The sequence below is a fragment of the Bifidobacterium scardovii JCM 12489 = DSM 13734 genome, assembly GCF_001042635.1.
In the GTDB taxonomy this organism is placed as follows: domain Bacteria; phylum Actinomycetota; class Actinomycetes; order Actinomycetales; family Bifidobacteriaceae; genus Bifidobacterium; species Bifidobacterium scardovii.
In genome coordinates this window covers 2,850,414-2,877,324 of sequence record NZ_AP012331.1, presented here as the reverse complement: position 1 = coordinate 2,877,324, position 26,911 = coordinate 2,850,414, and the positions used below count along the sequence as shown (strand labels likewise).

At 63.2% G+C, this 26,911-nt stretch carries 21 protein-coding genes; 11 read left to right on the top strand and 10 right to left on the bottom strand.

Annotated elements, in window-relative coordinates; genetic code table 11:
• Nucleotides 1–35: 35 nt before the first annotated feature.
• The gene (locus tag BBSC_RS11665) at nt 36–2,009 is read left to right on the top strand and encodes a glycoside hydrolase family 127 protein (protein WP_033519459.1); all 1,974 of its coding nucleotides are present in this window, start codon (nt 36–38) and stop codon (nt 2,007–2,009) included.
• A gap of 571 nt (nt 2,010–2,580) precedes the next feature.
• On the opposite strand, the gene BBSC_RS11660 is transcribed toward BBSC_RS11665, so the two are convergent.
• Complete coding sequence (locus BBSC_RS11660) at nt 2,581–3,621, bottom strand: LacI family DNA-binding transcriptional regulator (RefSeq protein ID WP_046726052.1); 1,041 nt, start codon at nt 3,619–3,621, stop codon at nt 2,581–2,583.
• Between the two features lie 325 nt (nt 3,622–3,946).
• Here BBSC_RS11660 and BBSC_RS11655 point away from each other — a divergent pair, with 325 nt between their 5' ends.
• On the top strand, nt 3,947–4,990 hold the full coding sequence (locus tag BBSC_RS11655; RefSeq protein WP_033519458.1) for a glycerophosphodiester phosphodiesterase family protein: 1,044 nt from the start codon (nt 3,947–3,949) through the stop codon (nt 4,988–4,990).
• A 201-nt stretch (nt 4,991–5,191) separates the two neighbouring features.
• On the opposite strand, the gene upp is transcribed toward BBSC_RS11655, so the two are convergent.
• Complete coding sequence (upp, locus tag BBSC_RS11650) at nt 5,192–5,833, bottom strand: uracil phosphoribosyltransferase (RefSeq protein ID WP_033519457.1); 642 nt, start codon at nt 5,831–5,833, stop codon at nt 5,192–5,194.
• A 241-nt stretch (nt 5,834–6,074) separates the two neighbouring features.
• Here upp and urtA point away from each other — a divergent pair, with 241 nt between their 5' ends.
• The 5 genes from urtA (at nt 6,075) to urtE (ending at nt 11,210) form a co-directional block, all read left to right on the top strand.
• The gene (urtA, locus tag BBSC_RS11645) at nt 6,075–7,385 is read left to right on the top strand and encodes an urea ABC transporter substrate-binding protein (protein ID WP_033519456.1); all 1,311 of its coding nucleotides are present in this window, start codon (nt 6,075–6,077) and stop codon (nt 7,383–7,385) included.
• Between the two features lie 15 nt (nt 7,386–7,400).
• A complete protein-coding gene (gene urtB, locus BBSC_RS11640; protein WP_033519455.1) occupies nt 7,401–8,285 on the top strand; it encodes an urea ABC transporter permease subunit UrtB in 885 nt (294 codons plus the stop codon).
• Between the two features lie 12 nt (nt 8,286–8,297).
• Nucleotides 8,298–9,416, top strand: coding sequence for an urea ABC transporter permease subunit UrtC (urtC, locus tag BBSC_RS11635; protein ID WP_033519454.1), 1,119 nt, complete (start codon nt 8,298–8,300; stop codon nt 9,414–9,416).
• Nucleotides 9,413–10,360: an urea ABC transporter ATP-binding protein UrtD gene (gene urtD / locus BBSC_RS11630; RefSeq protein ID WP_231648996.1), complete on the top strand. Its 948-nt coding sequence runs from the start codon at nt 9,413–9,415 to the stop codon at nt 10,358–10,360. Before urtC ends, urtD begins: the two co-directional genes overlap by 4 nt.
• Nucleotides 10,361–10,508: 148 nt before the next feature.
• Nucleotides 10,509–11,210 carry an urea ABC transporter ATP-binding subunit UrtE gene (gene urtE / locus BBSC_RS11625; RefSeq protein WP_231648998.1) on the top strand — a complete coding sequence of 234 codons (702 nt, stop codon included), beginning with the start codon at nt 10,509–10,511 and terminating at the stop codon, nt 11,208–11,210.
• Between the two features lie 95 nt (nt 11,211–11,305).
• Here urtE and BBSC_RS11620 read toward each other — a convergent pair whose 3' ends face one another.
• The 4 genes from BBSC_RS11620 to BBSC_RS11605 form a co-directional block, all read right to left on the bottom strand.
• Complete coding sequence (locus BBSC_RS11620) at nt 11,306–12,784, bottom strand: C1 family peptidase (RefSeq protein WP_033519453.1); 1,479 nt, start codon at nt 12,782–12,784, stop codon at nt 11,306–11,308.
• Between the two features lie 481 nt (nt 12,785–13,265).
• The gene (locus tag BBSC_RS11615; protein ID WP_034535397.1) at nt 13,266–14,474 is read right to left on the bottom strand and encodes a metal-dependent hydrolase family protein; all 1,209 of its coding nucleotides are present in this window, start codon (nt 14,472–14,474) and stop codon (nt 13,266–13,268) included.
• A gap of 92 nt (nt 14,475–14,566) precedes the next feature.
• Entirely contained in the window at nt 14,567–15,766 is a 1,200-nt protein-coding gene (locus tag BBSC_RS11610; RefSeq protein ID WP_033520022.1) for a metal-dependent hydrolase family protein, read from the bottom strand.
• A gap of 120 nt (nt 15,767–15,886) precedes the next feature.
• On the bottom strand, nt 15,887–17,089 hold the full coding sequence (locus BBSC_RS11605; RefSeq protein WP_144414488.1) for a hypothetical protein: 1,203 nt from the start codon (nt 17,087–17,089) through the stop codon (nt 15,887–15,889).
• Nucleotides 17,090–17,392: 303 nt separating this feature from the next.
• Between BBSC_RS11605 and BBSC_RS11600 the strand changes: the two genes are divergently transcribed.
• The 4 genes from BBSC_RS11600 to ureC all read left to right on the top strand — a co-directional run bounded on the left by BBSC_RS11600 (nt 17,393) and on the right by ureC (nt 22,908).
• Nucleotides 17,393–18,760, top strand: coding sequence for an ATP-binding protein (locus BBSC_RS11600; protein WP_051923135.1), 1,368 nt, complete (start codon nt 17,393–17,395; stop codon nt 18,758–18,760).
• 153 nt (nt 18,761–18,913) lie between these two features.
• Nucleotides 18,914–20,218: an ATP-binding protein gene (locus BBSC_RS11595; protein WP_033520023.1), complete on the top strand. Its 1,305-nt coding sequence runs from the start codon at nt 18,914–18,916 to the stop codon at nt 20,216–20,218.
• A gap of 189 nt (nt 20,219–20,407) precedes the next feature.
• Complete coding sequence (gene ureA, locus BBSC_RS11590; RefSeq protein WP_033520019.1) at nt 20,408–21,088, top strand: urease subunit gamma; 681 nt, start codon at nt 20,408–20,410, stop codon at nt 21,086–21,088.
• Nucleotides 21,089–21,183: 95 nt separating this feature from the next.
• Nucleotides 21,184–22,908 carry an urease subunit alpha gene (gene ureC, locus BBSC_RS11585; protein ID WP_033519422.1) on the top strand — a complete coding sequence of 575 codons (1,725 nt, stop codon included), beginning with the start codon at nt 21,184–21,186 and terminating at the stop codon, nt 22,906–22,908.
• A gap of 107 nt (nt 22,909–23,015) precedes the next feature.
• Here ureC and BBSC_RS13510 read toward each other — a convergent pair whose 3' ends face one another.
• The 4 genes from BBSC_RS13510 to BBSC_RS14305 form a co-directional block, all read right to left on the bottom strand.
• Nucleotides 23,016–23,996 carry an urease accessory protein UreD gene (locus BBSC_RS13510; RefSeq protein WP_081892844.1) on the bottom strand — a complete coding sequence of 327 codons (981 nt, stop codon included), beginning with the start codon at nt 23,994–23,996 and terminating at the stop codon, nt 23,016–23,018.
• Between the two features lie 151 nt (nt 23,997–24,147).
• On the bottom strand, nt 24,148–24,756 hold the full coding sequence (gene ureG, locus BBSC_RS11575) for an urease accessory protein UreG (protein WP_033519423.1): 609 nt from the start codon (nt 24,754–24,756) through the stop codon (nt 24,148–24,150).
• Between the two features lie 95 nt (nt 24,757–24,851).
• A complete protein-coding gene (locus tag BBSC_RS11570; protein ID WP_033519424.1) occupies nt 24,852–25,745 on the bottom strand; it encodes an urease accessory protein UreF in 894 nt (297 codons plus the stop codon).
• Nucleotides 25,746–25,752: 7 nt separating this feature from the next.
• Nucleotides 25,753–26,622 carry an urease accessory protein UreE gene (locus tag BBSC_RS14305; RefSeq protein WP_231649000.1) on the bottom strand — a complete coding sequence of 290 codons (870 nt, stop codon included), beginning with the start codon at nt 26,620–26,622 and terminating at the stop codon, nt 25,753–25,755.
• Nucleotides 26,623–26,911 lie beyond the last annotated feature (289 nt).

The following is a 26,911-nucleotide window of genomic DNA, read 5'->3' as shown; positions in this document are numbered from 1 at the left end:
CGAGAGCCAACACCCCTCTCTACCAAGGAACACACATGACACATATCACCATCACTTCCCCGTTCTGGAAGCAGCGTCGCGACCAGATCGTCGAGTCGGTCATCCCCTATCAGTGGGGCGTGATGAACGACGAGATCGATACCACGGTCCCGGATGACCCGGCCGGCAACCAGCTGTCCGATAACAAGAGCTATGCGGTCGCCAATTTCAAGGTCGCGGCCGGCGAGATCGACGACGTATTCCACGGCATGGTCTTCCAGGACTCCGACGTCTACAAGTGGCTGGAGGAGGCCGCCTATGCGCTGGCCTACCATCCCGACCCAGAGCTCAAGGCGCTGTGCGACCGTACGGTCGATCTGATCGCCCGCGCCCAGCAGCCGGACGGCTATCTGAGCACCCCGTACCAGATTCGCTCCGGCATCTGGGCGAAGCGCCCGCGCTTCAGCATGATCCAGCAGAGCCATGAGATGTACGTCATGGGCCATTACATCGAGGCCGCCGTCGCCTACCATCAGGTGACCGGCAATGAGCAGGCCCTTGATATCGCCCGAAAGATGGCCGACTGTCTGGACGCCAACTTCGGTCCCGAGGACGGCAAGATCCACGGCGCCGACGGTCACCCCGAAATCGAGCTCGCCCTTGCCAAACTGTATGAGGAGACCGGCGAGGAACGGTACTTGTCGCTTGCCCGGTACCTCATCGACGTGCGCGGCCAGGACCCTCGGTTCTATGCCAAGCAGCTCGAGGCCATGCACGGCGACAACATCTTCCCCGACCTCGGCTTCTACAAGCCCACCTATTTCCAAGCCGCCCAGCCCGTGCGCGACCAGCAGACCGCGGACGGCCACGCCGTGCGCGTCGGCTATCTGTGCACCGGCGTGGCGCATGTGGGCCGGCTGCTCGGTGACCAGGGGCTGATCGACACGGCCAAGCGTTTCTGGAAGAACATCGTCACCCGCCGCATGTACATCACCGGCGCCATCGGATCCACGCATGTCGGCGAGTCGTTCACCTACGACTACGATCTGCCGAACGACACGATGTACGGCGAAACCTGCGCATCCGTGTCCATGAGCATGTTCGCGAGCCAGATGCTTGAGCTGGAGCCGAAGGGCGAGTACGCCGACGTGCTGGAGAAGCAGCTGTTCAACGGCGCGATCGCGGGCATCTCGCTCGACGGCAAGCAGTACTACTACGTGAACCCGCTCGAATCGGAGCCGGCCGGTCTGGCCAACCCCGACCGCCACCATGTGCTGTCTCACCGCGTCGACTGGTTCGGCTGCGCCTGCTGCCCGGCCAACATCGCGCGCCTGATCGCCTCCGTCGACCGCTACATCTACACCGAGCGCGACGGCGGGAGCACCGTGCTCAGCCACCAGTTCATCGCCAACGAGGCGTCGTTCGATTCCGGGCTGACCGTGGTGCAGGAGTCGAACTTCCCGTGGGAGGGCCATATCGCCTACCGCGTTGCCCTGCCGGCCGAAGCCGTTGCTCCGGTGCGGTTCGGCGTGCGCGTGCCGGGCTGGTCGCTCGCCGACTACACGCTGAAGCTCGACGGCGCGGAGGTGAATCCGGAACTGGCCGATGGATTCTCCTACTTCGACGTGCAGCCCGGCGACGCGCTGGAGATCACGCTCGATGTGGATATGTCGGTCAAGTTCCTGCGCGCCAACAGCCGCGTGCGCGTCGACGCCGGCCAGGTGGCCGTGATGCGCGGGCCTCTGGTCTACTGCGCCGAGGAAGCCGACAACCCGGGTGAGCTGTGGCGCTATGCGGTCGATGCCGATGCCGCCAAGGCGCAGGCCGCATTCGAACCCGATCTGCTGGGTGGCGTGGAGACCGTAAGCGTGCCCGGCTCGCGCGAAGCCGAGGACTCCGAAGACGCGCCGCTGTATGCGTCCGCCGACGAGCCGCTCGCCGAGGAATCCGTCACGGTGAAGCTGGTGCCGTACTACTCGTGGGCCAATCGTACCCTGGGCGGCATGCGCGTGTGGCTGCGCAAGCGCTGACGGCGATGCGCGGCCGCCTCTGACGGCATGCCCGCCGGCGTGATATCGGCCCGAATCTCATCCGAAGCTCCCTCAACGAGGGAGCTTCGTGCGTTTATGGCGATATGTGCGCATTCATGGGTGAAGCATGTGAGGATATGGTTTTATTCCATACAATGCCGGATGAATTGGATGCGATATTTCTTGTCTGTGCGTGCGTGAATGCTGCGGGGCATCGAGTTGTCGGTGCGTGGGGAAGTATAGCAACCGGTTGTATGGCGTAATACGGCGTTGCTGTATCGTTATATCACGGTTGTTCTCGGACCTCGTGCACCGACAACTCGGGGTTACTGCGCAATTGTGGTGGAATCGGCCCGGCTCCGTGACCTAGTGGTCTGTCTCGCAAATAATGCAGTGGTTTGCGCCCCCGCCGGCGGGGGCTGTCGGCGCAGCCGACTGGGGGGTGGCCAAAAACGCTGCAACATCAAGTATCCGACCACCCTCCGGCGCTATGCGCCACCTCCCGACAGAGGGAGGATCGACTACTCGATCATTTGCGAGACAGACCACCAGTTCCGTATGCGCCGAGGCGTTATCGCAGCGGTAGCGTGGATTCGCGCTGCACCACGCGGCACGGCATGTATTCGATGCCGTGGTGAGGGCGCCCGTTGATCGCGTCCAACAGCTTGCGCGCGGCGACATGGCCGATTTCCTCGGTTGGATTGACGATCGAGGTCAGCGGTGGCACGGAATCAAGCGTGAGCACCTGCCAGTCGTCGTGGCCGATCACCGCCACATCGCGCGGGATCTCCAATCCGGCCTGCCTGAGAATCGTCAGGCAGCCGCGCGCGATCTGATCGTTCTGGCAGACCACGCCGTCGAATTCGAGATGCTGGTCGAGCAGCAGCCGGGTCGCGGCCCTGCCCCAAGCTTCCGACCATTCGTTGAAGCGGACCGGGCCGACCGGTTCCAGATGCGCGTCGTGCAGCGCCTGCATCGTGCCTTTGAGGCGATCGGTGGCCGCGTCGAAGGTCTCGTTGCCGCCGATGATCGCGATACGCCGTTTGCCGCAGGAGATCAGGTGCTCGACGGCTAGGCGCCCGGCCTGCACGTTGTCGCAGGTCACCGAGCACTCGTCGGGGTCTTCGCTGGGCGCATAGGCGTACACCAGCGGCACGTCGACCACATTGCGCAACGAAGGGCGCGGATTGGTCTCCTGGCCGGCGATCAGGATGCCGTCGACGTTTTTCGAGGCGAAGAATTCCAAGCCGTTGCGTTCCAACTGCGCGTCTCCGCGCGCGTTGTTGAGCAGCACGGTGTTCGAGGTGGCGCCAAGCTCGTCCTCGGCGCCAAGCAGGATCGGGATGCTCCACCGGCCGACCAGATCCGAGGTGATGACGCCGATCGAACCGCTGCGCTCGCCGGGGGCGGCCGATGTTCCCGTAGCAGTGATGTAGCCGAGCTCCTGCGCGGCGTCCAGCACCTTGCGCCGCGTCGCGTCGCTGACGCGGGGTTGGCGGTTCAGCGCCTTTGAAGCCGTGGCCAGTGAGACGCCGGCGGCCGCGGCGACGTCGGCCAGCGTGCTTTTGCGGGAAGGTGGCTGCGCATAGGGCTGGGGCTGAACGGTGCTCATCGGCATATCCCTTCGGTTGATTATCACCAGTATAGTGCGCCATGGGAAAAATGCGAAAATAAAAGTACGCTAAATGAAAGAAATTTGCGCGGGGGAGTTGTATGGCGGAATCCTAGTTGTTAGTAAGGAAACAGTGGGAAATGCGCAGTGGTTCGCGAAGGGGAGGGGCGGGGTGGTCGATGCGAGTTTTCTCGCAGTTTTCGCATTTTCGCCTGATTGCCAACCGGTCGTTCCCGGCCGGGATCCGTCCGTCCGCGTACGGCGTACGCGCCGGACGCTTGCCCCGCCCGTAGGCTAGGCTCGTAAGGGAACAAGGAGGAATGCCATGGCATCCAACAAATTCCTGAAAAAGATCCTGATCGGTGGCGCGCTGACCGCGGGGGCGGCCGCCTGGGCCATCAAGCCGCGTTCGTTCTCCGACAAGCAGCGCAACTTCGTGCCGTCCATTCCGGATGTCTGGTACGCGCACCGCGGCCTGCACGATGCGGGTTCCGGCCTGACCGCGCAGTATGCGGTGGAAAGCGGCGAATATGTGGCTTTGGCCCGCCGCATGGCCATCAAGGCCGGGTATGGGGACGCTTCGGTTTCCGGGCCGATCGCGCCGGAGAATTCCCTGGCGTCGTTCGCGGCCGCGTGCGAGGCCGGATACGGCATCGAGCTGGATCTGCAGCTGACCGCCGACGATCAGGTCGTGGTCGTGCATGATCCCGATCTGATGCGTGTGGCGGGAGACCCCCGCCGCATCGCGGATCTGACCTATGACGAGCTGACCCGGATCCCGCTGTTCCCCAACGATGCCTCCGGCGCGGCCGTGGCGTCGGCGCTGCCCGGTTCCGACGATCCGGAGTCGATGGCGACGCCCCTCAACGCGCCGTCCGGGTACTACCAGCATGTGCCGCTGTTCTCCGACGTGCTCGATGTCGTGGCCGGCCGCGCGCCGCTGATCGTGGAATACAAGTTCGACGACAATTCGGCGTGGGGTCCGCGCGATGAGGAGCTGATGGAGAAGGGCGACGCGCTGCTGCAGGCCTACGACGGCCCGTATGTGGTCGAGTCCTTCAACCCGGCGGCCGTGCACTGGTATGCGGATCACCGCCCCGAGGTATGCCGCGGCCAGCTGGCCTGGGGGCCGTCGCTCGAGGAGGCCGGCCTCAAGGAGTGGGCCGCCGGACTGCTGATCTTCGACTGGATCTCGCGCCCCGACTTCATCGCGTACGACTGGAGCGGCGGCAACAGCCCGCAGATGCGCCTCGCGCGTGCGATGGGCGCGGTACCGGTCTCGTGGACCGTGCGCAGCAGCGACGAGCTGGCCCAGTGTGACGATTGGTTCGACCACCACATCTTCGAGGCGTTCGTTCCGGACCGCTGATCGAATTCGGCGCGAAACCCAATCGGTTCCGCGCCTTGTCATATTTGGCTCCCCTCTCTGAGGGGAGCTGTCGGCGTAGCCGACTGAGGGGAGAGCATGCGAATCGGCTTGATTCAGGCGTTCGTGGTAATGCTCCCCTCATAGAGGGGAGCCAGATAGAACGCATGAACTTACGACGCAGGATACTAGCCGAAACGCGCCTCAGTCGATCACGCCGTACAGGCGGTCGCCGGCGTCGCCCAGACCCGGCACGATGTATGCCTTGTCGTTGAGCTTCTCGTCGACGGCGCAGACCACGATCTTGAAGTCGATGGACGGATCGATGGTCTTCTTGACGAATTCGATGCCCTCCGGCGCCGCGATGATGCACACCGCGGTGACGTCCTTCGCGCCGCGCTCGGCCAGGTAATGCGTGGCGGACGCCAGCGTGCCGCCGGTGGCGAGCATCGGGTCGATGAGGAAGCACTGGCGGCCGTCCAGGTTCTCCGGCAGACGGTTCGCATAGGTGATCTGCTGGGTCGGGTGCTCCTCGTCGCGCTTCATGCCCAGGAATCCGACCTCGGCGGTGGGGATCATCTTGGTCATGCCGTCGAGCATGCCCAGTCCGGCGCGCAGCACGGGGACGATGATCGGGGCCGGATCGGCGATGTGCTTGCCGACCATGGGCGCGACCGGCGTTTCGATCGGCTTGTCGACGACATCGAGATTGCGCGTCGCTTCGTAGGCCTCCAACATGACCAGCTCGGTGACGAGCTCGCGGAATGTGGCGGATGACGTGTCCTTGTCGCGCAGGACGGTCAGCTTGTGGTCCACCAACGGGTGGTTCAGAACATGTAACTCCATGATTCACAAGCGTACTACGAGCCGCGCGAACGTGCGGCGGCGGCCGTACCCCCGCACCGATTGACGGCCAGGAATCGGCGGTATTCCGGGGAATCGGCTCGGTCTCCGCGGCCGCCTACGTAACCTGCTCGTCACGCTTGAGATGAATCGGAAACACACGGGCAACCGAAAATCAACCATCCGCTGTCATTCTTTGTCTCGCCGAAATCGACGTGAGTCTTACGCGAGAGGAAGAGGACGTATGGCCACATTACAACGGATCAGAGTAGCCGCGGCGCTGTGCGCCGTAGCCGCAGTGCTGTCCACCAGCGGCTGCGGATGGGGCAGGACGGTCGCCGAGAAGGAAGCCGCCGACAAGAACAGCACGACGGCCGCCAGCACGGCCTCGTCATGCGTGGACACGTCGGGAGACACCATCAAAATCGGCTTCGTGAATTCGCTGTCCGGCACGATGGCGATTTCCGAGCAGACGGTCAGCGACTCGCTGCACATGGCCGTCGACGAGATCAACGCGAAGGGCGGCGTACTGGGCAAGCAGCTCAAGGTGGTGCAGCAGGACGGCAAATCCGAGCCGGCCGTATTCGCCGAAAAGGCCAAGACCCTGATCGAGAAGGAATGCGTGGCCGCGGTGTTCGGCGGCTGGACCAGCTCCTCGCGCAAGGCCATGCTGCCGGTGTTCGAGGCCGATAATGCGCTGCTGTTCTACCCGCTGCAGTACGAGGGCATGGAGGCCAGCCCGAACATCTTCTACTCCGGGGCGGCGCCGAACCAGCAGATCGTGCCGGCGCTCGACTACCTCAAGGAAAAGGGCTACAAGAAGCTGTTTCTGGTCGGCTCCGACTACGTGTTCCCGCAGACCGCGAACCGCGTGGTCAAGGCGTACGCCGAAGGCAACGGCATGGAGGTCGTCGGCGAGGAATACACGCCGATGGGCTCCACCGACTTCACCACCATCGTCAACAAGCTCAAGTTCTCCGGCGCCGACGCGGTCGTCAACACGCTGAACGGCGATTCCAACGTCGCGTTCTTCAAGGAATACAAGGCCTCCGGGCTGAAGGCCGAGACCACCCCGGTGATCTCGATGTCGATCGCCGAGGAGGAGGTCTCCGCGATCGGCGTCGACAACGTTAAGGGCCAGCTGACCGCATGGAACTACTACCAAACGCTCGACAACGCGCAGAACAAGACCTTCGTCAAGAACTTCAAGGCGCGCTACGGGGCCAACCGGCCGACATCCGACCCGATGGAATCGGCGTACACCTCCGTGTACCTGTGGAAGGGCATGGTCGAGAAGGCCAAGTCCTTCGACGTGGACAAGGTCAAGGCCGCCGCGGACGGGGTCACCTTCGACGCGCCGGAGGGCAAGGTCAAGGTGGACGGCGAGAACCACCACATCTACAAGACCTCCTATATCGGCGAAATCGGCGAGGACAAGCTCATTCACACCGTGTGGAAGTCCGACGGGCCGATCAAGCCCGATCCGTACCTGAAGACCTACGACTGGGCGAAGAGCCTGAGCGCGGGCGCCGACGGCGATTCCGCGAGCAACTAAGGAGAGGACGCCACAATGAACATGCTATTCCCACAGATCGTGGCAGGTCTGTCCAACGGATCGATCCTGCTGCTGGCGGCCCTCGGGTTGTCGCTGACCTTCGGCCAGATGGGCGTGATCAACAATGCCCACGGCGAGTTCATGATGGCCGGCGCATACACCGCGTACGTCATGAGCACGCTGTTCGGCAACAAGACCGTGGCGCTGGCCGTGGCGCTGATCGTCGGATTCTGCGTCTCCGGCCTGCTCGGCCTGCTGCTGGACGTTGCCCTGCTCGAGCGCATGCGCAACCGCCCGCTGGACACGCTGCTGGTGACCTTCGGTGTATCGCTGGTGCTGCAGCAGCTGGCCCGCGACATATTCGGGGCGACGCCGGTGTACGCTTCGGCGCCCGTGGCGCTGACCAACCCGGTGACGGTGTTCGGCTACAGCTTCTCCGCCGGCCGCCTGTTCATCTTCATCCTGTCGGTCGTGTGCGTGGCCGCGCTGTATGCGGTCCTGAAACTCACGCCGCTCGGCCGCCAGATCCGCGCGACCTCCGAAAACCGTGACCTGGCCGAGGTGTCCGGCATCTCAACGCGCACCGTCGACCACGTCACCTTCTTCCTCGGCTCCGGCATCGCCGGCATCGCCGGCGTGGCGCTGAGCCTGCTCAACTCGATCAGCTTCAACTTCGGCACGACGTTCATCGTGCAGGCGTTCCTGGTGGTCGTGGCCGGCGGCGTCGGCCAGCTCAAGGGCGCGGTGATCGCATCCTTCGTGCTGGGCCTGTGCCAGTCGGCGATCGAGCTGCCGACATCCGCGTCGATCGGTCAGGTTGCCGTGTTCCTGATCGTCGTGGTGTTCCTGCAGTTCCGCCCGCAGGGGCTCGTTTCCATCCGTTCGAGGAACCTCGCGTAAGGGGGAGTGACGATGAAGAATATGTCGGCAAGCGATTTCTATGCCAAATACAAGTCGTGGATCGGCGCGGTGATCGCGATCGCGCTGATCTTCCTCGCACCGCAGGTGATGAGCGTCTACAACCTCGGCCTGCTGTCGAAGTACCTGTGCTACGCGATGGTGGCCGTCGGCATCGGCCTGGCATGGGGCCAGGGCGGCATGCTGACACTGGGCCAAGGCCTGTTCTTCGGCCTGGGCGCCTACGTGATGGCCATCCACATGAAGCTCTCGGACATCGGCGCCGGCCAGGTGCCCGATTTCATGGCCCAGTACGGCATCGACAAGGTGCCCGGGTTCTGGGAGCTGTTCCGCAATCCGGTCATGGCCGTGATCGGCGTGGCCGCGGTGCCCGGCGCGCTCGCCGCGCTGCTCGGCCTGGCCGTGTTCGGTCGCGGCGTGCGCGGCGCGTACTTCGCGATCCTGTCGCAGGCGCTGGTCGCCGCGTTCTCCGTGCTGCTGATCGGCCAGTCCAAGACCACGGGCGGCACCAACGGCCTCAACGACTTCAAGGGATTCTTCGGCTACGACCTGACCGATGACGCGAACAAGCGGATGATCTTCTACATCTGCGCGTTCCTGACGCTGGCCATGGTGCTCATCGTCTACTGGATCCGGCGCTCGTTCATGGGCGACCTGATCATCGGCGTGCGCGATCAGGAGAACCGCATGAAGTTCCTCGGCTACAACCCGGCGTCGATCAAGGTGTTCGCCTTCTCCGTGGCCGCGATGTTCGCCGGTATCGGCGGCGCGATGTTCGTGCCGGTCGTCGGCATCATCTCGCCCTCCGACATCGGTGTGACCCCGTCGATCCTGATGCTCGCCGGCGTGGTGATCGGCGGCCGCACCACGCTGCTTGGCCCGGTGATCGGCACGCTGCTGGTCCGCTTCGCCGAAACGCAGCTGTCCGAGGCGTATCCGTCCGCGTGGACGTACATCGAAGGCCTGATCTTCATCCTGGTCATCGCCTTCGTGCCGATGGGGCTCGGGCAGTTCAAGGGCGTGTGGCCGTGGCTGAAGGAGAAGCTCGGCCTGCGCAAGCCAAGCGAGTCCGTGGCCGCCGCGGCGGCCGTCACGGCGGAGGCGAACGCATGAGCGAACGAACGAGTGAGGAGACCGACATGACGAACACGTCGACGCCCGCATCGCAGCAGGAATTGGAGCAGCTGCGCGCCGAAATGGTCAAGATGCGCGACGAGGCCAAGCGCATGCGCGACGAGGCCGCGCAGATGAAGGCCGAGATCATGCAGGAGCGGGAGCGCCTGCACGATCAGCTCAGTGTGCTTGACGACCGCGGCGGCCAGTGGAACGACTATCTGGAGATCAAGGGGCTGCACGTCGAATTCGACGGGTTCGTGGCTGTGAAGCATCTCGACCTGACCGTCGAGCATGGCGACCTGCGCTTCCTGATCGGTCCGAACGGCGCCGGCAAGACCACCATCATCGACGCGATCACCGGTCTGGTCCCGGCCACCGGCTCCGTCACCTTCCGCGGCGAGCAGCTGCTCGGCAAAAAGCCGAACCAGATCGTCGGGCTCGGCGTCGGGCGCACCTTCCAGACCGCCTCGGTGGTGGAGGAGCTGAGCGTGCTCGAGAACCTGCAGCTGGCCGAGGGCTTCCGCAAAAAGGGCCGTGAGCTGTTCCGGCCGATGGGCGGCAAGACGCAGAACATCGAGTACATGATGGACGTGTGCAACCTCACCGAGGACGCGGACAAGCCGGCCGGCATTCTGCCGCACGGCAAGAAGCAGTGGCTGGAGATCGGCATGCTGCTGGTGCAGGATGCGCACCTGCTGCTGCTCGACGAGCCGGTCGCCGGCATGACCCCGGCCGAGCGCGTCGCCACCGGCGAACTGCTCAAGCGGTGCAGCAAGAACCGCACGGTGATCATCGTCGAGCACGACATGGATTTCATGCGCCAGTTCGCCGATTCCGTCACCGTGCTCAATCAGGGCGAGATCCTCGCCGAAGGGTCGGTCGAGGACATCCAGAACAACGACGAGGTCGTGCGCATCTACCTGGGCGGAGGCGAGAACTGACCTCTTCGGGCTCCCCTCGCTGAGGGGAGCTGTCGCCGGAGGCGACTGAGGGGAGTGGATAGGGAGTCCGGGCCGATGCTTCCCGGCCCATCTCATCTGCGATTCTCCCCCCGTGGAAGAGAGCCGGAACGAATTGAAGGAAACAATCATGGCAATGCTTGAAGTGAAGAATCTGAATACCGGCTACGGCAAGGTGACCGTCGTCAACGACATCAGCTTCGACGTGGACGCCGGCCAGTGGGTCAGCATCGTCGGCAACAACGGCGCCGGCAAGACCACGCTGCTCAAGGCCCTGCTCGGCCTGCTGCCGATATCGTCGGGCACGGTGACCTTCGACGGCGCCGACATCACCAAGGCCGCGCCGAACCAGCGCATACGCAGGGGCATGGCCTTCGTGCCGCAGGGCCAGCAGTCCTTCGGCACGATGACCGTGGACGAGAACCTGCATGTGGTGGCCGACCGGTACGGCTCCGAGGCGAAGGCCCGCTACGACGAGGCCGTGGAGATGTTCCCGGTGCTCAAGGAGTTCGCCGGCCGGCGCGCCGGCCTCCTGTCCGGCGGGCAGCGCCAGCAGCTGTCGATCGCACGCGCGCTGATCACCCGTCCGAAGCTCATGATCCTGGACGAGCCGACCGAGGGCATCCAGCCCAACATCGTCGCCGAGATCCAGCAGGCCATCCGCACGATGGCCGAGGACAAGGGCATCGGCGTGGTGCTGGTCGAGCAGAAGGTCCAGTTCGCCGTGGAGCGGGCGGACCGCTACTACGTGCTCGCCTCGGGGCGTTTCATCGCCACCGGCGAAGGCGGCCCGTCCCAGGTCGAGGCCGCCAAGGAAGCCATGCGCGTGTAGCGTCGCGGTGCGCGTGACCGAGATATGGCAGGAGGCCCGGTGGGGAGCCGATGCATGTCGGTTCCCCACCGGGCCTCCTGCCGCATTCGCCGTCGTCAGCGGCAGCGGCGGGTGAGCGGCTGCCAGGGATCGAGCTCGACCGGCTCGGCGGTGAGCAGGCCGCGGGTGGCGTCGTCGAGGTATTCCTTGCGGATGACGAGCTCGGTGACGTAGCGGTCGAACCAGGCGTCGGACATGACGTAGTAGCCGTCCTTGCCGGCATCCTTGCCCCAGCTGTTCTCCACCTTCCAGCGGTTCGGCTTGCCGTCCTCGCCGAGGTTCACGCCGGTGAAGGTCATGGCGTGGTTGCTCGGGCTGTCGCCGTATTCGAGGCCGTGGGCCTTGTCCCCGGTGAATCCGGTGCCGAACAGCTGGTCGACGCGCACCACGGAACGGTCGAAGAAGCCGTCCTTGCGCAGCGCGAACTGCGTGCAGTCGCAGGCGAACCAGATCGGGTGGCCGGCGGAGAGCTGATCGAGGGCGGCCTTCTTGAACACGTCCAGAGGCACGTTGACGAACTCCATGTCGCCGGCCTCGGCCACGTTCGCGGTGAAGCGGATGCGGTAGCGCCTGTTGAACGGGCGGTCCTTGATCGGGGCATTGGCCAGCGTCACGAAGTCGTTGACGTCCACCGGCACGTACTTCTTGTAGAACTCCAGCGGGGTGATGCCGATCTCGCGGATCTGCGGGCGCTCGTCCTTGCCGGTCTTCGGCTTGCCGGACTTGTCCTTGTCGCAATCATTGCCGCACTTGCAGTTCTCGGCCTTGTCCTTGTTGCAGGCCTTGCCGTCGCATTTGTCGGCCTTGTCGTCATCGTCGTCCTTGGTGCGCGCGAAGAAGTCGAACTTCTCCGGCGGCTCGCCCAGCGACACGGCGCAGATGCGGTACACGGTGCCCATGTACCCGTCCTTCAGCGCGCGCAGCTCGTCCTCGGGCGTCCCCGCGGCATGGCAGCGGCGCAGCTCCGCCGCGAACTCGCGCAGCTTGGAGTTGAGGTACTGCTTGAAATCGTCGGAATTGCGGGAGTTCTCAGACTCCGGGTAGGCGCTCTTGGGCACCAGGCCGTACTTGTTCACCAGCGCGGCGAACATCTGCCACCAGCCGCCGTCGTCGGACGGGCCATCGTTGATGACTTGGAAGATGCGCGAATCGGTCGCCTCGTCGAGCGTGGCCAGCACGTTCTCCAGATAGGTGTTCGACTTCTCCATCGCGTCCCAGAAGAAGAGGTAGGTCTCGGAGAATTCGAAGTCCTCGAGGTCCCAGCGGTGCATCAGCTCGTAGCGCAGGGTGTTCAGGGAAGCGAACATCCAGCAGCGGCCGGAGCGCTCCTGATTGGTGATCGACCCCTGCTTGAGCTCGATGGAGAAATCGCGCGGCAGCGCGCGCACGCCGCGGTAGTCGGTGGCGGCCTTGAGCACGCCGGCCGATACGGCCGCGTTCGCGGCGACCAGATTGGCCCGATCCGCATTGAAATCGTCGCTGTATGTGCGCAGCAATTCGGGTTTGATGGCCCGTGCGCTGGTATCCGTTGTCATGATGCCCCTATCTGTCGGTGTTGCCGATGGCATGCCGTCGGGCGGCCCGGACCTTTCTTGGGCGCCGAGCCGCCCGACGATCATGTCGACTCACGCCGAAAGTATAGGGCATAACTGTATCCATTGGTACGGAACGTTCTTTGTGCGTTTTTCCGGAAGCTCTTCGAGTTCCCTTCTCGCTCATCTGACCATGAGATGTTCAATGGCAAGTCATACCGCGTTTGCCATGCCGTCTCCCTATTTCCTCGTTTGGACCGTTTTCATTTCCCTATTTGGCTTTTGTGGCTTGGATGAGCATACGGGAATCAGGCAGGATCGATACTTGTAGTTGGCATGGCTCCATATAGGTTTCATATAGGTGGGCTCATCTTTCGCGTTCGTGGATTGGGAGCGATCGGCAGCATTGCCGTTACCGCTCTTTTATCCGCAGAAACGGGGCTCTCCACATCCCGGAGAGTCCCCGCCTGTAGGAAGCCAAGCGTCAGTGGACTCTAACGCCGTGCTTGTACACGGCTTTGTCCTTCTGGCTGACGGCGGCGACGTTGGCGATCGGGTCGGCGTCGAGCACTAGGAAGTCGGCGTACTTGCCGGGTTCCAGCGTGCCGTAATCCGCGTCGATTTTCAGCAATTGCGCCGCGGTCGGTCCGCAGGCGTGCATGATCTGCTCTACGGTGCAGCCGATCTCGCGCATCAGGACCAGTTCGTGAGGCGTGTCGGTGAGGTCGTTGAACGGGGTGCCGGCGTCGGTGCCCATCGCGATCCTGACGCCGAGGCTTGCCGCCTTGGCGATGTTGTCGAAGAAGCGATGACCGAATCCCTTGTTCTTGTCGATCATGTACTGCGGGATCTTGCCTTCACCGTATTCGGTGATCGCCCAGCACGGCAGCAGCGTAGGCACCAGATACTGGCCGTTGGCCACCATCAGACGCATATCGTCCTCGCTGATCAGCGACCCGTGTTCGATGGAGTCGACACCGGCGACCAGCGCATTGTGCACGCCTTCCGTGCCCTGCGCGTGCGCGCATACGGTCATGTGCTTGTGATGGGCCTCTTCGACGGCGACCTTCATCTCCTCGACGGTCAGTTCGGTGTCGTCGACGCGGTCGTTCGGGCTCATCACGCCGCCGGTGGACATGAGCTTGATGTTCTTGGCACCGAGTTTGAACTCCTCTCGCACCGCCTTGCGCATCTCATCGGGAGAGCTGACCAGATGGCCCAGATTGGATTCCCCTTCCAATCCTTCAAGCATGTCGCCGTGGCCGCCGATGATGCTCATGGGGCGCCCGGACGGCACGATCGTCGGGACGTCGGCGAGTTCGCCCTTGCGCTGCAGCGAGGCGAGCTTGCAATCGACGGAAAACGCCGACGCGCATTCGCGCAGCGTGGTGATGCCGCAGCTGATGGCCCGATGCAGGTTCTTGATCGAGCGGTAGGCCACTTCGGTTTCGGAGAACATGGTCAGACGTGGGTCCAGCGCGTCGCCCATGGTGTGTACGTGGCAGTTGATCAGGCCGGGCATGACGTATTTGCCGGTCAGATCAACGGTGGCGTCGGCGGCTGGCATGGCGTCGGCTCCGGTGCCGATCGATTCGATGCGCCCGTCGTCGCCGACCAGCATCCAAGAATCGGCTTTGTTGACGATTTCGTTGCCGTCACACAGATTCATTCCCGTATAAAGCGTCTTCGGCATATGTGCCTCCTCATGATCACATCGGCTTCGATATGACGGGGCCCTCTCCGCCGATGTGGAGAAGGCCCCGGTTACGGCTTGGACGCTGAGTCTCAGTGGACCCTGACGCCGTGCTTGTAGACGGCCTTGTCCTTCTGGCCGACGGCGGCGACGTCGGCGATCGGGTCGGCATCGAGCACCAGGAAGTCGGCGTACTTGCCGGGTTCCAGTGTGCCGTAATCCGCGCTGACCTTCAACAGATCTGCGGCGTTGCGGCCACAGGCGTGCAGTACCTGTTCGGTGGTGCAGCCGACCTGCTTCATGAGCACGAGCTCGTACGGGGTGTCTCCGAAGTCGTTGAACGGGGTGCCGGCGTCGGTGCCCATGGAGAACTTGACTCCGGCCTTGGCGGCTTTGCCGATGTTTGTGAAGTAGTCCTTCTCGAATCCGCGCGCCTTGTCCACCATGAACTGCGGGATCTTGCCTTCGCCGTATTCGGGGATGGCCCAGCAGGCGATCAGCGTCGGCGTAAGATACTGTCCGTTCTTGATCATGAGCTGGATGTCCTCGTCACGGATCATCGCACCGTGCTCGATGGAATCGACGCCGGCCACAATGGCGTTGTGGATGCCGTTCGCGCCTTCGGCGTGCGCGCATACGGTCATGTGCTTGTGGTGGGCCTCTTCGACGGCGACCTTCATCTCCTCGACGGTCAGTTCGGTGTCGTCGATCTGGTCGGTCGGGCTCATCACGCCGCCGGTAGCCATCATTTTGATGTTTTTGGCGCCGAGTTTGAACTCCTCGCGCACCGCCTTGCGCATCTCGTCAGGGGAGTCGACCAGATGCGAGCCATTGGACTCGCCTTCGAGCCCCATCTGCATGTCGCCGTGGCCGCCGGTCATGCTCATGGACCGGCCGGACGGTACGATCGTCGGCATATCGGCGAGTTCGCCCTTGCGCTGCAGCGCGGCAAGCTTGCAGTCCACGGAAAACGCGGACGCGCACTCGCGGATCGTGGTCACTCCGCAGTCAATGAGCGCCTTCAGGTGCTTGATGCCGCGGAAGGCGATTTCGGTTTCCGAGAACATGGTGAGCTTCGGATCATACGCGTCGAGCATGGTATGCGTATGGCAGTTGATCAGGCCGGGCATGACGTATTTGCCGGTCAGGTCCACGGTGGCGTCCGCAGCCGGTGCGGTTCCGGTGCCGACCGATTCGATGCGCCCGTCGTCGCCGACCAGCATCCACGAGCCGGCCTTGTTCTCGACGTCATTGCCGTCGAACAGATTCATTCCCGTATATACGGTTGCCATGGTGATATACCTTCTTTCATGATGTGCGGGGCGGGGGATCATTCGCCCGACCCGCAAAAAATCTTGGTGCGCGTTCCGGTTCCCGGCAATGTGGCCGGAACCGGAACGCATTGGACGCCGTTACAGCAGCTTGAGGAACACGGATGCGATGATCACCGAGGCGATCGATACGGTGGCGAAACCGCCGACCAGCATCTGCGGCAGGGTGTTGTCGAGCAGATACCGTTCCTCGCCTTCATCCTTGGCGACGTTGTGCGCCACCTCAGTCGTGAGGATGTAGTCGGCGGGGAATCCGAACAGGGCGGTCAGCGAGCAGGCGAATGCCATCTCAGGGCTCATGCCGAATGGCTTGCCAAGGATGAACGATGCGACGAACATGCCGATCAGGCCGAGCACGATGAGCACGAGGATCTGCAGCAGCATGCTCAGCAGCTGCTGCGGCGTGGTTCCGGCCAGCTGAGAGAACACGTAACCGAGCAGGCCGTACATCAGCCAGTCGAACACCCCGGCCTTGTTGAGCGCGCTATCTTCAAGGAATCCGAGTTGATGGGCGATCACGCCGAAGATCAGGCACACGACGTTGGCGTTGACGACGCCGTTCGTCAGGCCTGCGATCCAGTTGGAGAACAGTGCGACCAACGCAACGCGCAACAGGATGAATGCGGAGGTCTGATACTTTTCGGGGAACAGCGACAGGAATTTCGATTGGGTCGGCTTGTCCGTATCCGACTGCGCCATGGCGGACGATGCGGCGGCGGCCTGCGCGCGTTCCTCATCGCTCATGCCCTGATAGACCTTGGCAAGCCGGCGGTCTTCGTGCTTGAGCATGATGGCCGTGAGCGGATATCCGAATACGCCATGGATCATCAGCATGGTGACCGGCAGGGCGACGAAAGCGGTCAATCCGGCATCCTTCAGGCCGTTGGTCATCAGCAGTGCGGCGACGACGCCGCCGGTCAGCGGAGGTACGGAGGCGAGCACGGTATGCCAGTCGAACAGCAGCGTGCCGATGGTCATCGTCAACAGCAGGGTGCCGGCGACGCCAAGCAATGCGATGCACACGGCGCGCCATTGTGCGATGAGCTTCTTCAGGCTCATCAGCGTGCCCAGATGCACCAGCAGCATGGACACGCAGATCTGCACGAATGCGGTGTCGTACGATGCCTTGACGGCAATGTCCTTCGGCAGAATGGTCCAGAAGCCGATCAGGAACACGATCGCGCTGACGAAGACCGATGGAACCCATGCCTTGGTCAGCGACGCCACCCACTGCCCGATCAGCAGCACCGCCATGACGACGGCGAAGCAACCCAAATACTCCACGATGAACCTCCCTCTCATCGAATCGGTCGCCGTAGGGGGATTCGTCATCCCCTAAACCGATTAATGGCTCACCATAAGTTCAACTTGTAACGACGTCGAGACTCTGTTCACATTGTGATAGCGTTCACATTTTCCGAGGTGAGCGGCGGGGAGTGCGGAATCAGGATGCCCTGTTGATCGGGCGATGCGGCAGATCTGATCGTGCGTTACTGTGCGGTAGTCTGCGCGTTTTTGTATCTTCATTTGTTTTGAGTGAAGATGATTAGCATCTTCATCTAAAACAGATGAAGATTGGAGTCCGTTATGTCGATGTCAGCGTTGATCGCCGAATATTTGGACTTCGCCATTCCTGAATACACCGCGAGGGCAAGTGCGGTGATCGACGTGCCTGCTCCCGCGCGGAACAACGTGATCTACGCCATTACGGGAGTGCGGCGTTGCGGCAAGACCTATGCCATGTACCAGCTGATGGATCGGCTGATCGCCGCCGGAGTGCCGCGAAACCGAATCCTGCACTTCTCGTTTGATGACGATCGCATCATGCCGTTCTCGGACCACACCCTCGCCGATTTGCTTGATGAGTACTATCGCATGGTGCCGGATGCGCTCGACGGCTGTTATTTGCTGTTCGATGAGATTCAGGAAGCGCCGTACTGGACGAATTTCGTGCGCAGGGTGGCTGAACAGCATAATGTCACCATCGTGCTGACCGGTTCGTCGTCGAAATTGCTGTCGTCCGACATCCCCACCAATTTCCGCGGACGCTCACTGTCCCGGGAGATGTGGCCGTTGAGTTTTCGGGAGTATTGCCTGTTCCACAATATCGATACGTCCGATGTCGGCGGCGAATGCCCGCCGAATGTGCGGCGCCCGCTGCAGGCCGCATTTGAGCGGTATCTGGATGTTGGCGGTTTCCCGGCGGTACAGCATTTGCCGACGCTCGACCGTATGCGCTTGTTGCAGGGGTATGCGGATGAAATCGTCGCCAAGGATGTGTTGGAGCGTTTCGAGACCACGTCGTTGCGCGTGGCGATGCGATTCTCCCGTACCGCATTGCGTTCCACGGGATTGAAGTTTTCCGTGAACGCGCAGGTCAAGGCGCTGCGCGGCATGCAGGTGCCGGTCTCCAGCGGCAAGCTGTACGACCTGCTCGACGATTTCGAGGATGCGCATCTGCTGTTCAAGGTCGGGGATTTCACGCTCTCGATCAAGGAGAACCCGCGTTCGTCCAGCAAGGTGTATGCGGTGGATCCTGGTTTGTCGCTGGCGGTGGCCCCGGCGAATCACATGGATATCGGGCAGGGGCTGGACACGGCTGTGCTCGTGGAATTGAAGCGGCGGTACGGCGATAACCGCAGCAACGTAATCGCCTCATACTCGGCGGCGAACTGCCCTGAAGTGGATTTCGTCGTCGGCGATGAGGCGACGAGCGAACCGTACCAGCTGATTCAGGTTGCGGCGAACACCGGTATCGAAGCCACAACGATCGTGGATTTCGCCGGACGGGATCTGAGCGACAAATTCCGCAGTGAGATCGGCAATCTTTCCGCGGCGATGGACAATACCGGGATGCGCTCCGGAACGCTGATCTCGCTCGAAGAAGAAGGACAGGTGACGGTGCCGAGCGGGGTGATCGACGTGGTGCCCGCATGGAAGTGGTTTCTGCGGTGAATGTCTTCGGCACCGGAATTGCTGATGCGGCTGGTGACCTGTGTGGCGTGCTGTTATCTATGGAAAAATGTCATAAAATACATTAATAGGTGGATAAAAATGTATTCTACAACATTTTTTCATAGATAAGGCGGAATGAGAGGTGAGACGGCGATGAAGAGAACCATCATGGACCAGCTGGTCGAATGGGCGGTACAACGTATCCGCAAGCCGCTGTTGTTGTACGGAGCGCGGCAGACGGGCAAGACCTACATCCTCGACGAGCTGGCCAAAGCGACGTTCCCGGGGGATTGCGTACGTTTCGATTTGGAACGGGACTCGCGAGCGCGGCAAGCGTTCGAGCCCGATCTGGAACCGCGGAATCTTATCCGACGTCTTGCTCAGGCGTCCGGCCGGCAGATCGACCCGGAGCGTACGCTGCTGATTCTTGACGAGATTCAATCGTCCAATCGTGCCCTCGCCTCATTGAAATACTTCTGTGAGGATATGCCGCAGCTGCATGTGGCGGCCGCCGGTAGTCTGCTGGGGGTTGCCGTCAACCAGCAGGGATTCAGTATGCCGGTGGGCAAAGTACATACGCTGACGCTGCATCCCATGAGCTTCGACGAATTCCTCGACGCGGTCGGGGACGGGGAACTCATCGCGGAGATCAGTGATTGCTATGACCGTGCAGCGCCGTTCTATTTGCATGACGCGATGCTTGAGCGATTTTGGCAATATCTGATAGTCGGCGGCATGCCGGAGGCGGTCTCCCGATTCGCGAGGAATGGCAGCTTCAGCGAAGTGCGCGAGGTTCAGGCGGGCATTACGGATCTGTATGTAGCCGATATGGCGAAGTATGCAACGCCGGTGGAAACCGCTCGTATCCGCGATACGTGGAACAGCATTCCCGCACAACTCGCGAAGGAGAATCACAAATTCCAATACAAGCTGGTCAGGAGCGGCGGTCGGGCGTCGGTGTATTCCCCCGCGATAGCGTGGCTGCTGACTGCGGGGCTGGTGGAGCGATGCATGCGAGTGTCCAGTGGCCGATTGCCGTTGGCCATGCATGAGGATGTCTCGTCGTTCAAGATGTATACGTCCGATACCGGGCTGCTGGCGGCGCGTGCGGAGCTGGATCCTGCCATGGTGCTTGACGCCGAGCGGCGTAGACGAATCGAGCTCGGCGGCATCGTCGAAAATTATGTTGCGCAGATGCTGGCGGCAAATGGCATCCCGCTGCGCTACTGGACGAGCGGCAATACCGCCGAAGTGGATTTCGTCATGCAGACGGGTGATTCCGATGCCGGTGTGCCGATTGAAGTCAAATCATCCGACAACACCAGATCACGCAGTCTTGCGGTGTACCGGGATAAATATGCGCCGGATGAAGCTATCCGGTTGTCGACCAAGAACTTCGGCATTGACGGCGGAGTGCGCAGTGTGCCGCTGTACGCGGCTTTCTGCGTGGGGAAGTGACGTCGCATCGAGGCTGATTGCGGTGTGATTGCGGTGGCGCAGGGCCCGCTGCGTATCTTCGTCGGGAACCGGCGAAGATCGGCGCCTTGCCGCCGCTCACCGCGGCAATCACCCGGAAACCTCCCGTTCTTATTCGCGCCATACAATCGCCGATGATCGTAGGTATGTTGGTACAACAACGGGGGCCTCATGAGACTTACTCCACGAGAGATAGACAAGCTGCTGCTGCATCAGGCGGGGGAGCTGGCCAAGGAGCGCAAAAACCGCGGCGTGAAGCTCAACTATCCGGAGGCTGTCGCGCTGATCAGCTCCGAATGCGTGGAACGCGCCCGCGAGGGGGCCACGGTGGCCGAACTCATGTCGTATGGCCGCACGCTGCTCAAGCCCGAGGACGTGATGGACGGCGTGGCCGAGATGATCGACGTGGTGGAGGTCGAAGCCACCTTCCCCGACGGCACCAAGCTCGTCTCCGTCCATAATCCGATCGAAACCACCGAGAAGCTCAAGCCGGGCGAGTACTTCTACGCCGACGGCGACCTGACGCTCAACAAGGGCAGCGAGGATATCGAGCTTGACGTGGTCAACACCGCCGACCGCCCGATCCAGATCGGGTCGCACTTCCATTTCTTCGAGGTCAACAAGTATCTCAGATTCGATCGCAAGGTCGCCTACGGCAAGCGGCTCGACATCCCGGCCGGCACCGCCGTGCGATTCGAGCCCGGCGAGGCGCATCGCGTGCACTTGATCGACATCGGCGGCACCCGCGAGGTCCACGGCTTCAGCGCGCTGGTCGAAGGCCGGCTGGACGACCCCGAGGTACGGGAGGCCGCATTCGCGAAGGCGCATGAGCGGGGATTCCTGGGAATCTGAAGCAGTCGAACACCATACGGGCAGACTCCCCTCAGTCAGCTTCGCTGACAGCTCCCCTCGGGGAGGGGAGCCAAGGGGACAAAGGACTTGGACACATGAGCACAACAATCACACGCAAGGACTACGCGGGCATGTTCGGGCCGACCACGGGCGACCGCGTCCGCCTCGGCGACACGAACCTCATCATCGAGGTCGAACGTGACTGCACGACCTACGGCAACGAGCTGAAATTCGGCGGCGGCAAGTCGTTCCGCGACGGCATGGGGCAGTCCTCCGTCCAGCTCGACGCCGAGTCGCCGGACACGGTCATCACCAACGCGCTCATCGTCGACTACACGGGGATCTACAAGGCGGACATCGGCCTGAAGAACGGCAAGATCAGCGCCATCGGCAAAGCCGGCAATCCGCAGACCATGGACGGCGTCACCCCCGGCCTCGAAGTCGGCTCCGGCACTGAGGCGATCGCCGGCGAAGGGCTCATCGTCACCGCGGGCGGGCTCGACACCCACATCCACTTCATCTCCCCGCAGCAGGTGCGCACGGCGCTCGCCGGCGGCGTGACCACCATGGTTGGCGGCGGCACCGGCCCGGCCGACGGCACCAACGCCACCACCTGCAATCCGGGCGCCTTCCATCTGGCGCGCATGATCGAGGCGGCGGAGGCGCTGCCGGTCAACATCGCCTATCTGGGCAAGGGCAACGACTCCAGTCCCGAACCGCTGCGCGAGCAGATCCGCGCCGGCGCCGCCGGACTCAAGATCCACGAGGACTGGGGCGCCACGCCGGCCGTCATCGACACGGCGCTGGGCGTGGCCGACGATATGGACGTGCAGGTGGCCATCCACACCGACACCCTGAACGAAGGCGGCTGCGTGGAGGACACCATCGCCGCGTTCAAGGGCCGCGCCATCCACACGTACCACACCGAGGGCGCCGGCGGCGGCCATGCACCCGACATCATCCGCGCCGCAGGGTTCCCCAACGTGCTGCCCAGCTCCACGAACCCGACCATGCCGTTCACGCGCAACACCGTGGACGAGCATCTCGACATGATGATGGTCTGCCACCACCTCGACCGCAACGTTCCCGAGGACATCTCCTTCGCCGATTCGCGCATCCGCCCCGAAACCATCGGCGCGGAGGACGTGCTGCACGACATGGGCATCATCTCCATGATGAGCTCCGATTCGCAGGCCATGGGCCGCGTGGGCGAGGTGATCACGCGCACCATCCAGACCGCCGACAAGATGAAGAAGCAGCGCGGCCCCCTGCCCGAGGACGAGCACGACAACAACCGCAACGACAACTTCCGCGTCAAGCGCTACGTCTCCAAGTTCACCATCAACCCGGCCATCACCCACGGCATCGCCGATTACGTCGGCTCCGTCGAGGTCGGCAAGATGGCCGATCTGGTGCTCTGGCAGCCCGCCATGTTCGGCGCGAAGCCGGAAATGGTCATCAAGGGCGGTTCGATCGCGTACTCCCGCATGGGCGACGCGAACGCCTCCATCCCCACGCCCGAGCCGGTGTACTACCGCGATATGTTCGGCTCGCTCGGCCGCGCGCTCGGATCGTCGTGCGCCACCTTCGTCTCGCAGGCCGCGGTGGACGACGACATCAAGGGCAAGCTGGGGCTGGCCCGCCAGGTGCTGCCGGTGCGCGGATGCCGCGATATCGGCAAGAAGGACCTGAAGTTCAACGACGTGCTCGCCGACATCCAGGTCAACCCCGAGACCTTCCAGGTCACGGTCGACGGCGAACTGGTCCATTCCGATCCGGCCTACGAGCTGCCGCTCACGCAGCGCTACTTCCTGTTCTGAGATCGGGCGGGGATGAATAACCCAAGACAGCCGAGGTGGTTTCCCGACGCAATTGCCGTGCCTCGCTGGCGGGGGCACGGCAAAACCGGAGGCAACAAGCCCGCCTATCAGCCCTCGGTCACGAAGCCGGCGACGTCCTTGATCAGATCGAAGGCATCGTCGCCCCGGCTGGTGAGCACGCGCAGGCAGATGCCGTCGATGACGCGGCTCACGCCGAGTTCGCCGGTGAACCCGATGGCGTCGGCATGCGATCGGATACGGTCGATCAGCGTGTCCTCCGCCGCGATGCGGGCGGTTTCGATGCGCTCCCGGATGGCCGCAGCGGACGCACCGGCACCGTTCTCATCCGCATTCGTGTCGGCCTGCCCGGCCGCGGGATCCGCTTCCGGCAGATGCGCGTACAGCACGCCGCAGTGGGTGAAATCGCGCCACATGCCGAGCTCGGTGTAGTCGAAGGCGTCCGGCTCCAGCAGCATGCGGTCGGCGAACGCCATGCGCTCCCGAGGCTGCGCCGCGGCAGACTCGGCCTTGGAGGGGCGCCCGCGGCGATGGGCGTGCTGCCGGGCCGATTCGGCTGCTGCCGCCTCGGCCGCGGGCTGCGGTTCCGCCACATACACGCGCATGCGGTTCGTGAACCGCCGCATCGCCCAGCGCTCATCCATGCCGACGCGCCCGCAGGTCACCACATCCGCATAGACGAACGTCGATTCGGCGGTGATATGCGCGGTGGTCAGGTTCGTGAACGAGCTGTTGCGGAACGGGATCACCGGGAACGGCAGGAACACGGCTTTCGCGTCGCCCCGCACATCCAGCTCGATGGTGCGGCTCGCGGAGCCGTCCTCGGTGTCGAACACCTTCTCGTAGCTCTGCGTCTTGATCGTCGAATCGGTGCCGGGGCCGAAGGCGATCTCGATATGCGCCTCGTCGCCCTTCAGAAAACCCGGCGAGGCGAGCATCACGACGAAGTCGGAGTGCCGCCCGTTGGTGAATGGGGTCATCAGCTTGAACGGCGCCTCGAAATAGATGTCGTCGATTTTTGTACGTCCGTGGCGGAATGCAGTGGATAGACGGAATGTGCTGCTGCCCATGGACGAATCGCCGCCTTCCTCACGCGTGACAATGACATGGCAATTATGCCGCACGCGGCGCAACGATATGTTTCGGCTCGACCGTCTCCCGGCGTCTCCCGGTGGCTTCCCACTCCGGGAAGCCACCGGGGAGACGGGCGAGCCGTACGGATCACATGTCCTCGAACAGCACGCTCTTCTTGATCCAAGCGATCACGTCGTCCACGCCGGCGCCACCCATCAGGTCGGTGAAGATGAACGGGCGGTCGCCGCGCATCTTGCGCGAGTCGCGGGCCATCACGTCCAGATCGGCGTGCACCAGCGGCGCCAGATCGGCCTTGTTGATCACCAGCAGATCGGAACGGGTGACGCCCGGGCCGCCCTTGCGCGGGATCTTGTCGCCCTCGTCGGTGGCGATGACGTAGATCGTGGCGTCGGCCAGATCCGGGCTGAACGTGGCGGAGAGGTTGTCGCCGCCGGACTCCACGAACATGATCTGCACGTCCGGATGGGTGCGGGCCATCTCCTCGCAGGCCTCGAGGTTCATCGAGCAGTCCTCGCGGATGGCGGTGTGCGGGCAGCCGCCGGTCTCCACGCCCACGATGCGGTCGGGGGCCAGGCGTGAGTGCTCGATCAGGAACTCGGCGTCCTCCTTGGTGTAGATGTCGTTGGTGACCACGCAGATGCTGTATTCGTCGGCCATCTTGCGGGTCAGGCGCTCGATGAGTGCGGTCTTGCCGGACCCGACCGGGCCGGCGACGCCGATGCGTACGTATGACATGAGGTTTCTCCTTTGTGTGAGGGGTCTTTGTGGATTGATGAAGCGCGTATTGCAGGTCTATGGCTCCCCTCAGAGAAGGGAGCCAAGGTTGACGGTCAGCTCATATACAGCCTCGAATACAAGGTTTCGTGCTGCATGGCGGCGATGTCGAGGAACGCTCCGGAGATGCCGAGATCCTCCGGTTTGAGCGTCATGGCGATGTCGACCGCGCGCACGAGCCGCGGGAACGAATCGTGCAGGGCCACCTGCCCGGCGTACTGGCTGAGCGGGATCGCCTTGGCCGCGCACATGGTCAGCGCGCTCAGCAGCGAATATCCGTACATGATCGCCGCGTCGCGCACGTCGTTGGCATGGTCGGCCGCGTACAGCCCCATGGCGATCGAATGCAGCCCGCGGCAACGGCCGTCGCGGATCAGGCTGCCGTACAGTTCCAGCGACGGGGAGCCGTACAGCCCGTCCGCGGCGTCGGTGAGCTTATGCCGCTCCGTGCGCCCCTCGTGCACGGCGATGATCTCGTCCTCGCGCGATGGTTGCGGCGCCGCCTGATCCGTGGCCGTGGCGGCTGCCGTGGCCGCGGTCGGCAGGCCGCCGCGATGGCCGTCCGAGGTCTGCGCCCGGCCGGCGTCCATCTGCTCGGCGAGCTTGAGCAGGCGGGTGCACATGCGCTCGCTGCCCTCGCGGATCTCCCGTGCCGACTGCAGCGCGGACGCCCATTCGTCGAGCCCGATGAGTTTGGCGGCCAGCCCGCGGGCGGATACGCGCGCATCCGTGGCGTATTTGCCGGCCATCACCATCTGCCCGATCTCCTTGTAGGGCGCGACCTCGAGATAGTTCTTCATGTACTGCTCGAAATCGGCTCCCCGCCGCAGGAAGTCGCGCTGCACAAAGGTCTCCATGCCGTTCGAGAGCGCGAATGCCCCCACGGGGAACACGCTGTCGCACACCTGCAGCATGGCGAGCCGCCGCGACTCGGTTTCGTTGGCGTTCATGGGGCGGTCAGTGGGTGTGCCAGGTGCGGCCGCCGTCGTGGCTGTGGGAGCCGTCGGGGCGGTGGAGCACGCCGTTCATCTCGTATTCGCCGGGCTTGAGCACGTAAGGGTGATCGGCGTCGACGGTCTCGTCCGTGTGCGCATGATCATGGTGATGTTCGTGCGTGTGCTCATGTTCGTGCGTGTGCTCGCCGTGCTCGTGGTCATGGTCGTGGCAATGGCAATGATGCTCGGTGGCGCCGCTCGGCTCGTTGTGCCCGTGCTCGTGGCAGTGGCAGTGATGGCCTTCGGCCGGCTCGCCCTCGCCGGCGTCATGCGCATGCACGTCCAGATGCCCGGCGGCCTTCTCGGCGGGGAACTCCTTGTCCGCCTCGGCCTCCTGCTCCTCTTCGGCCACGTCGCCGGTGGTCTTGTTGGTGCCCGGGATGATCGTGCCGGTGCCGGCGTGCGCCTTGACGATCAGGAATCCGTCGAACCCGCCTTCGATGATGTGCGGTTCGTATCCGATCTTCTTCGTGTATTCCATCGTCGGGTGGTCGTAGGGCACCAGCACGCGGTCGTTCTCGACTTTCAGGCTCAGGTGGCGGTTGCCCAACTCGAAGCACAGGCGGCCCATCTCCTTCATGGAGCTCACGGGGATCTCGATGAGCTGCGCGGTTTTGATGCGGGCGAAATACCGCTTGTCCTCGGTTTCGGCGAGCACGTCGCCGTCCTTGATGGTCCTGCCCACCATGATGCCGAATTCGGTGCCGTCCTCGGCCACCTTCCGCATGCGCTTCTTGTCCGTCTCGAACCATTCGAAGGCGATCGGCACGTTCAGTTTGCCGTCGCCGTACTGCTGGCTGATGATGTTGCCGGTTATTTCCTTGGCGATCATCCGAGCTCCTTCGTCGCAATCGTGCCGGACGGGTTGCCCCGTCCCGCGGGTGTTCGCAATCCCCGCGCCCCGGGAATGCCGCCGTTTTGCCGACTGCCCCGGAGCGAATGGGATGCGCTAGGCCATGAGTGTAGGAGCGGTATTGGGTCGTTGTGTAACGAACGGGTGCCGATGGCGGCAAAAACCGGAGAAAAACCCGCGAATAAGTCGTTTCACATGCTGGAATGCCCTGTATCGCGTTTCGGCGTTTCCTAATGATTGCAAGTCATGCAACACAACTGCGCAGGGG

Coding starts and splice junctions, on each gene's coding strand:
- BBSC_RS11665 (WP_033519459.1), top strand. CDS start 36: ATGACACATATCACCATCACTTCCCCGTTCTGGAAGCAGCGTCGCGAC.
- BBSC_RS11660 (WP_046726052.1), bottom strand. CDS start 3,621: ATGAGCACCGTTCAGCCCCAGCCCTATGCGCAGCCACCTTCCCGCAAA.
- BBSC_RS11655 (WP_033519458.1), top strand. CDS start 3,947: ATGGCATCCAACAAATTCCTGAAAAAGATCCTGATCGGTGGCGCGCTG.
- upp (WP_033519457.1), bottom strand. CDS start 5,833: ATGGAGTTACATGTTCTGAACCACCCGTTGGTGGACCACAAGCTGACC.
- urtA (WP_033519456.1), top strand. CDS start 6,075: ATGGCCACATTACAACGGATCAGAGTAGCCGCGGCGCTGTGCGCCGTA.
- urtB (WP_033519455.1), top strand. CDS start 7,401: ATGAACATGCTATTCCCACAGATCGTGGCAGGTCTGTCCAACGGATCG.
- urtC (WP_033519454.1), top strand. CDS start 8,298: ATGAAGAATATGTCGGCAAGCGATTTCTATGCCAAATACAAGTCGTGG.
- urtD (WP_231648996.1), top strand. CDS start 9,413: ATGAGCGAACGAACGAGTGAGGAGACCGACATGACGAACACGTCGACG.
- urtE (WP_231648998.1), top strand. CDS start 10,509: ATGGCAATGCTTGAAGTGAAGAATCTGAATACCGGCTACGGCAAGGTG.
- BBSC_RS11620 (WP_033519453.1), bottom strand. CDS start 12,784: ATGACAACGGATACCAGCGCACGGGCCATCAAACCCGAATTGCTGCGC.
- BBSC_RS11615 (WP_034535397.1), bottom strand. CDS start 14,474: ATGCCGAAGACGCTTTATACGGGAATGAATCTGTGTGACGGCAACGAA.
- BBSC_RS11610 (WP_033520022.1), bottom strand. CDS start 15,766: ATGGCAACCGTATATACGGGAATGAATCTGTTCGACGGCAATGACGTC.
- BBSC_RS11600 (WP_051923135.1), top strand. CDS start 17,393: ATGTCGATGTCAGCGTTGATCGCCGAATATTTGGACTTCGCCATTCCT.
- BBSC_RS11595 (WP_033520023.1), top strand. CDS start 18,914: ATGAAGAGAACCATCATGGACCAGCTGGTCGAATGGGCGGTACAACGT.
- ureA (WP_033520019.1), top strand. CDS start 20,408: ATGAGACTTACTCCACGAGAGATAGACAAGCTGCTGCTGCATCAGGCG.
- ureC (WP_033519422.1), top strand. CDS start 21,184: ATGAGCACAACAATCACACGCAAGGACTACGCGGGCATGTTCGGGCCG.
- BBSC_RS13510 (WP_081892844.1), bottom strand. CDS start 23,996: ATGGGCAGCAGCACATTCCGTCTATCCACTGCATTCCGCCACGGACGT.
- ureG (WP_033519423.1), bottom strand. CDS start 24,756: ATGTCATACGTACGCATCGGCGTCGCCGGCCCGGTCGGGTCCGGCAAG.
- BBSC_RS11570 (WP_033519424.1), bottom strand. CDS start 25,745: ATGAACGCCAACGAAACCGAGTCGCGGCGGCTCGCCATGCTGCAGGTG.
- BBSC_RS14305 (WP_231649000.1), bottom strand. CDS start 26,622: ATGATCGCCAAGGAAATAACCGGCAACATCATCAGCCAGCAGTACGGC.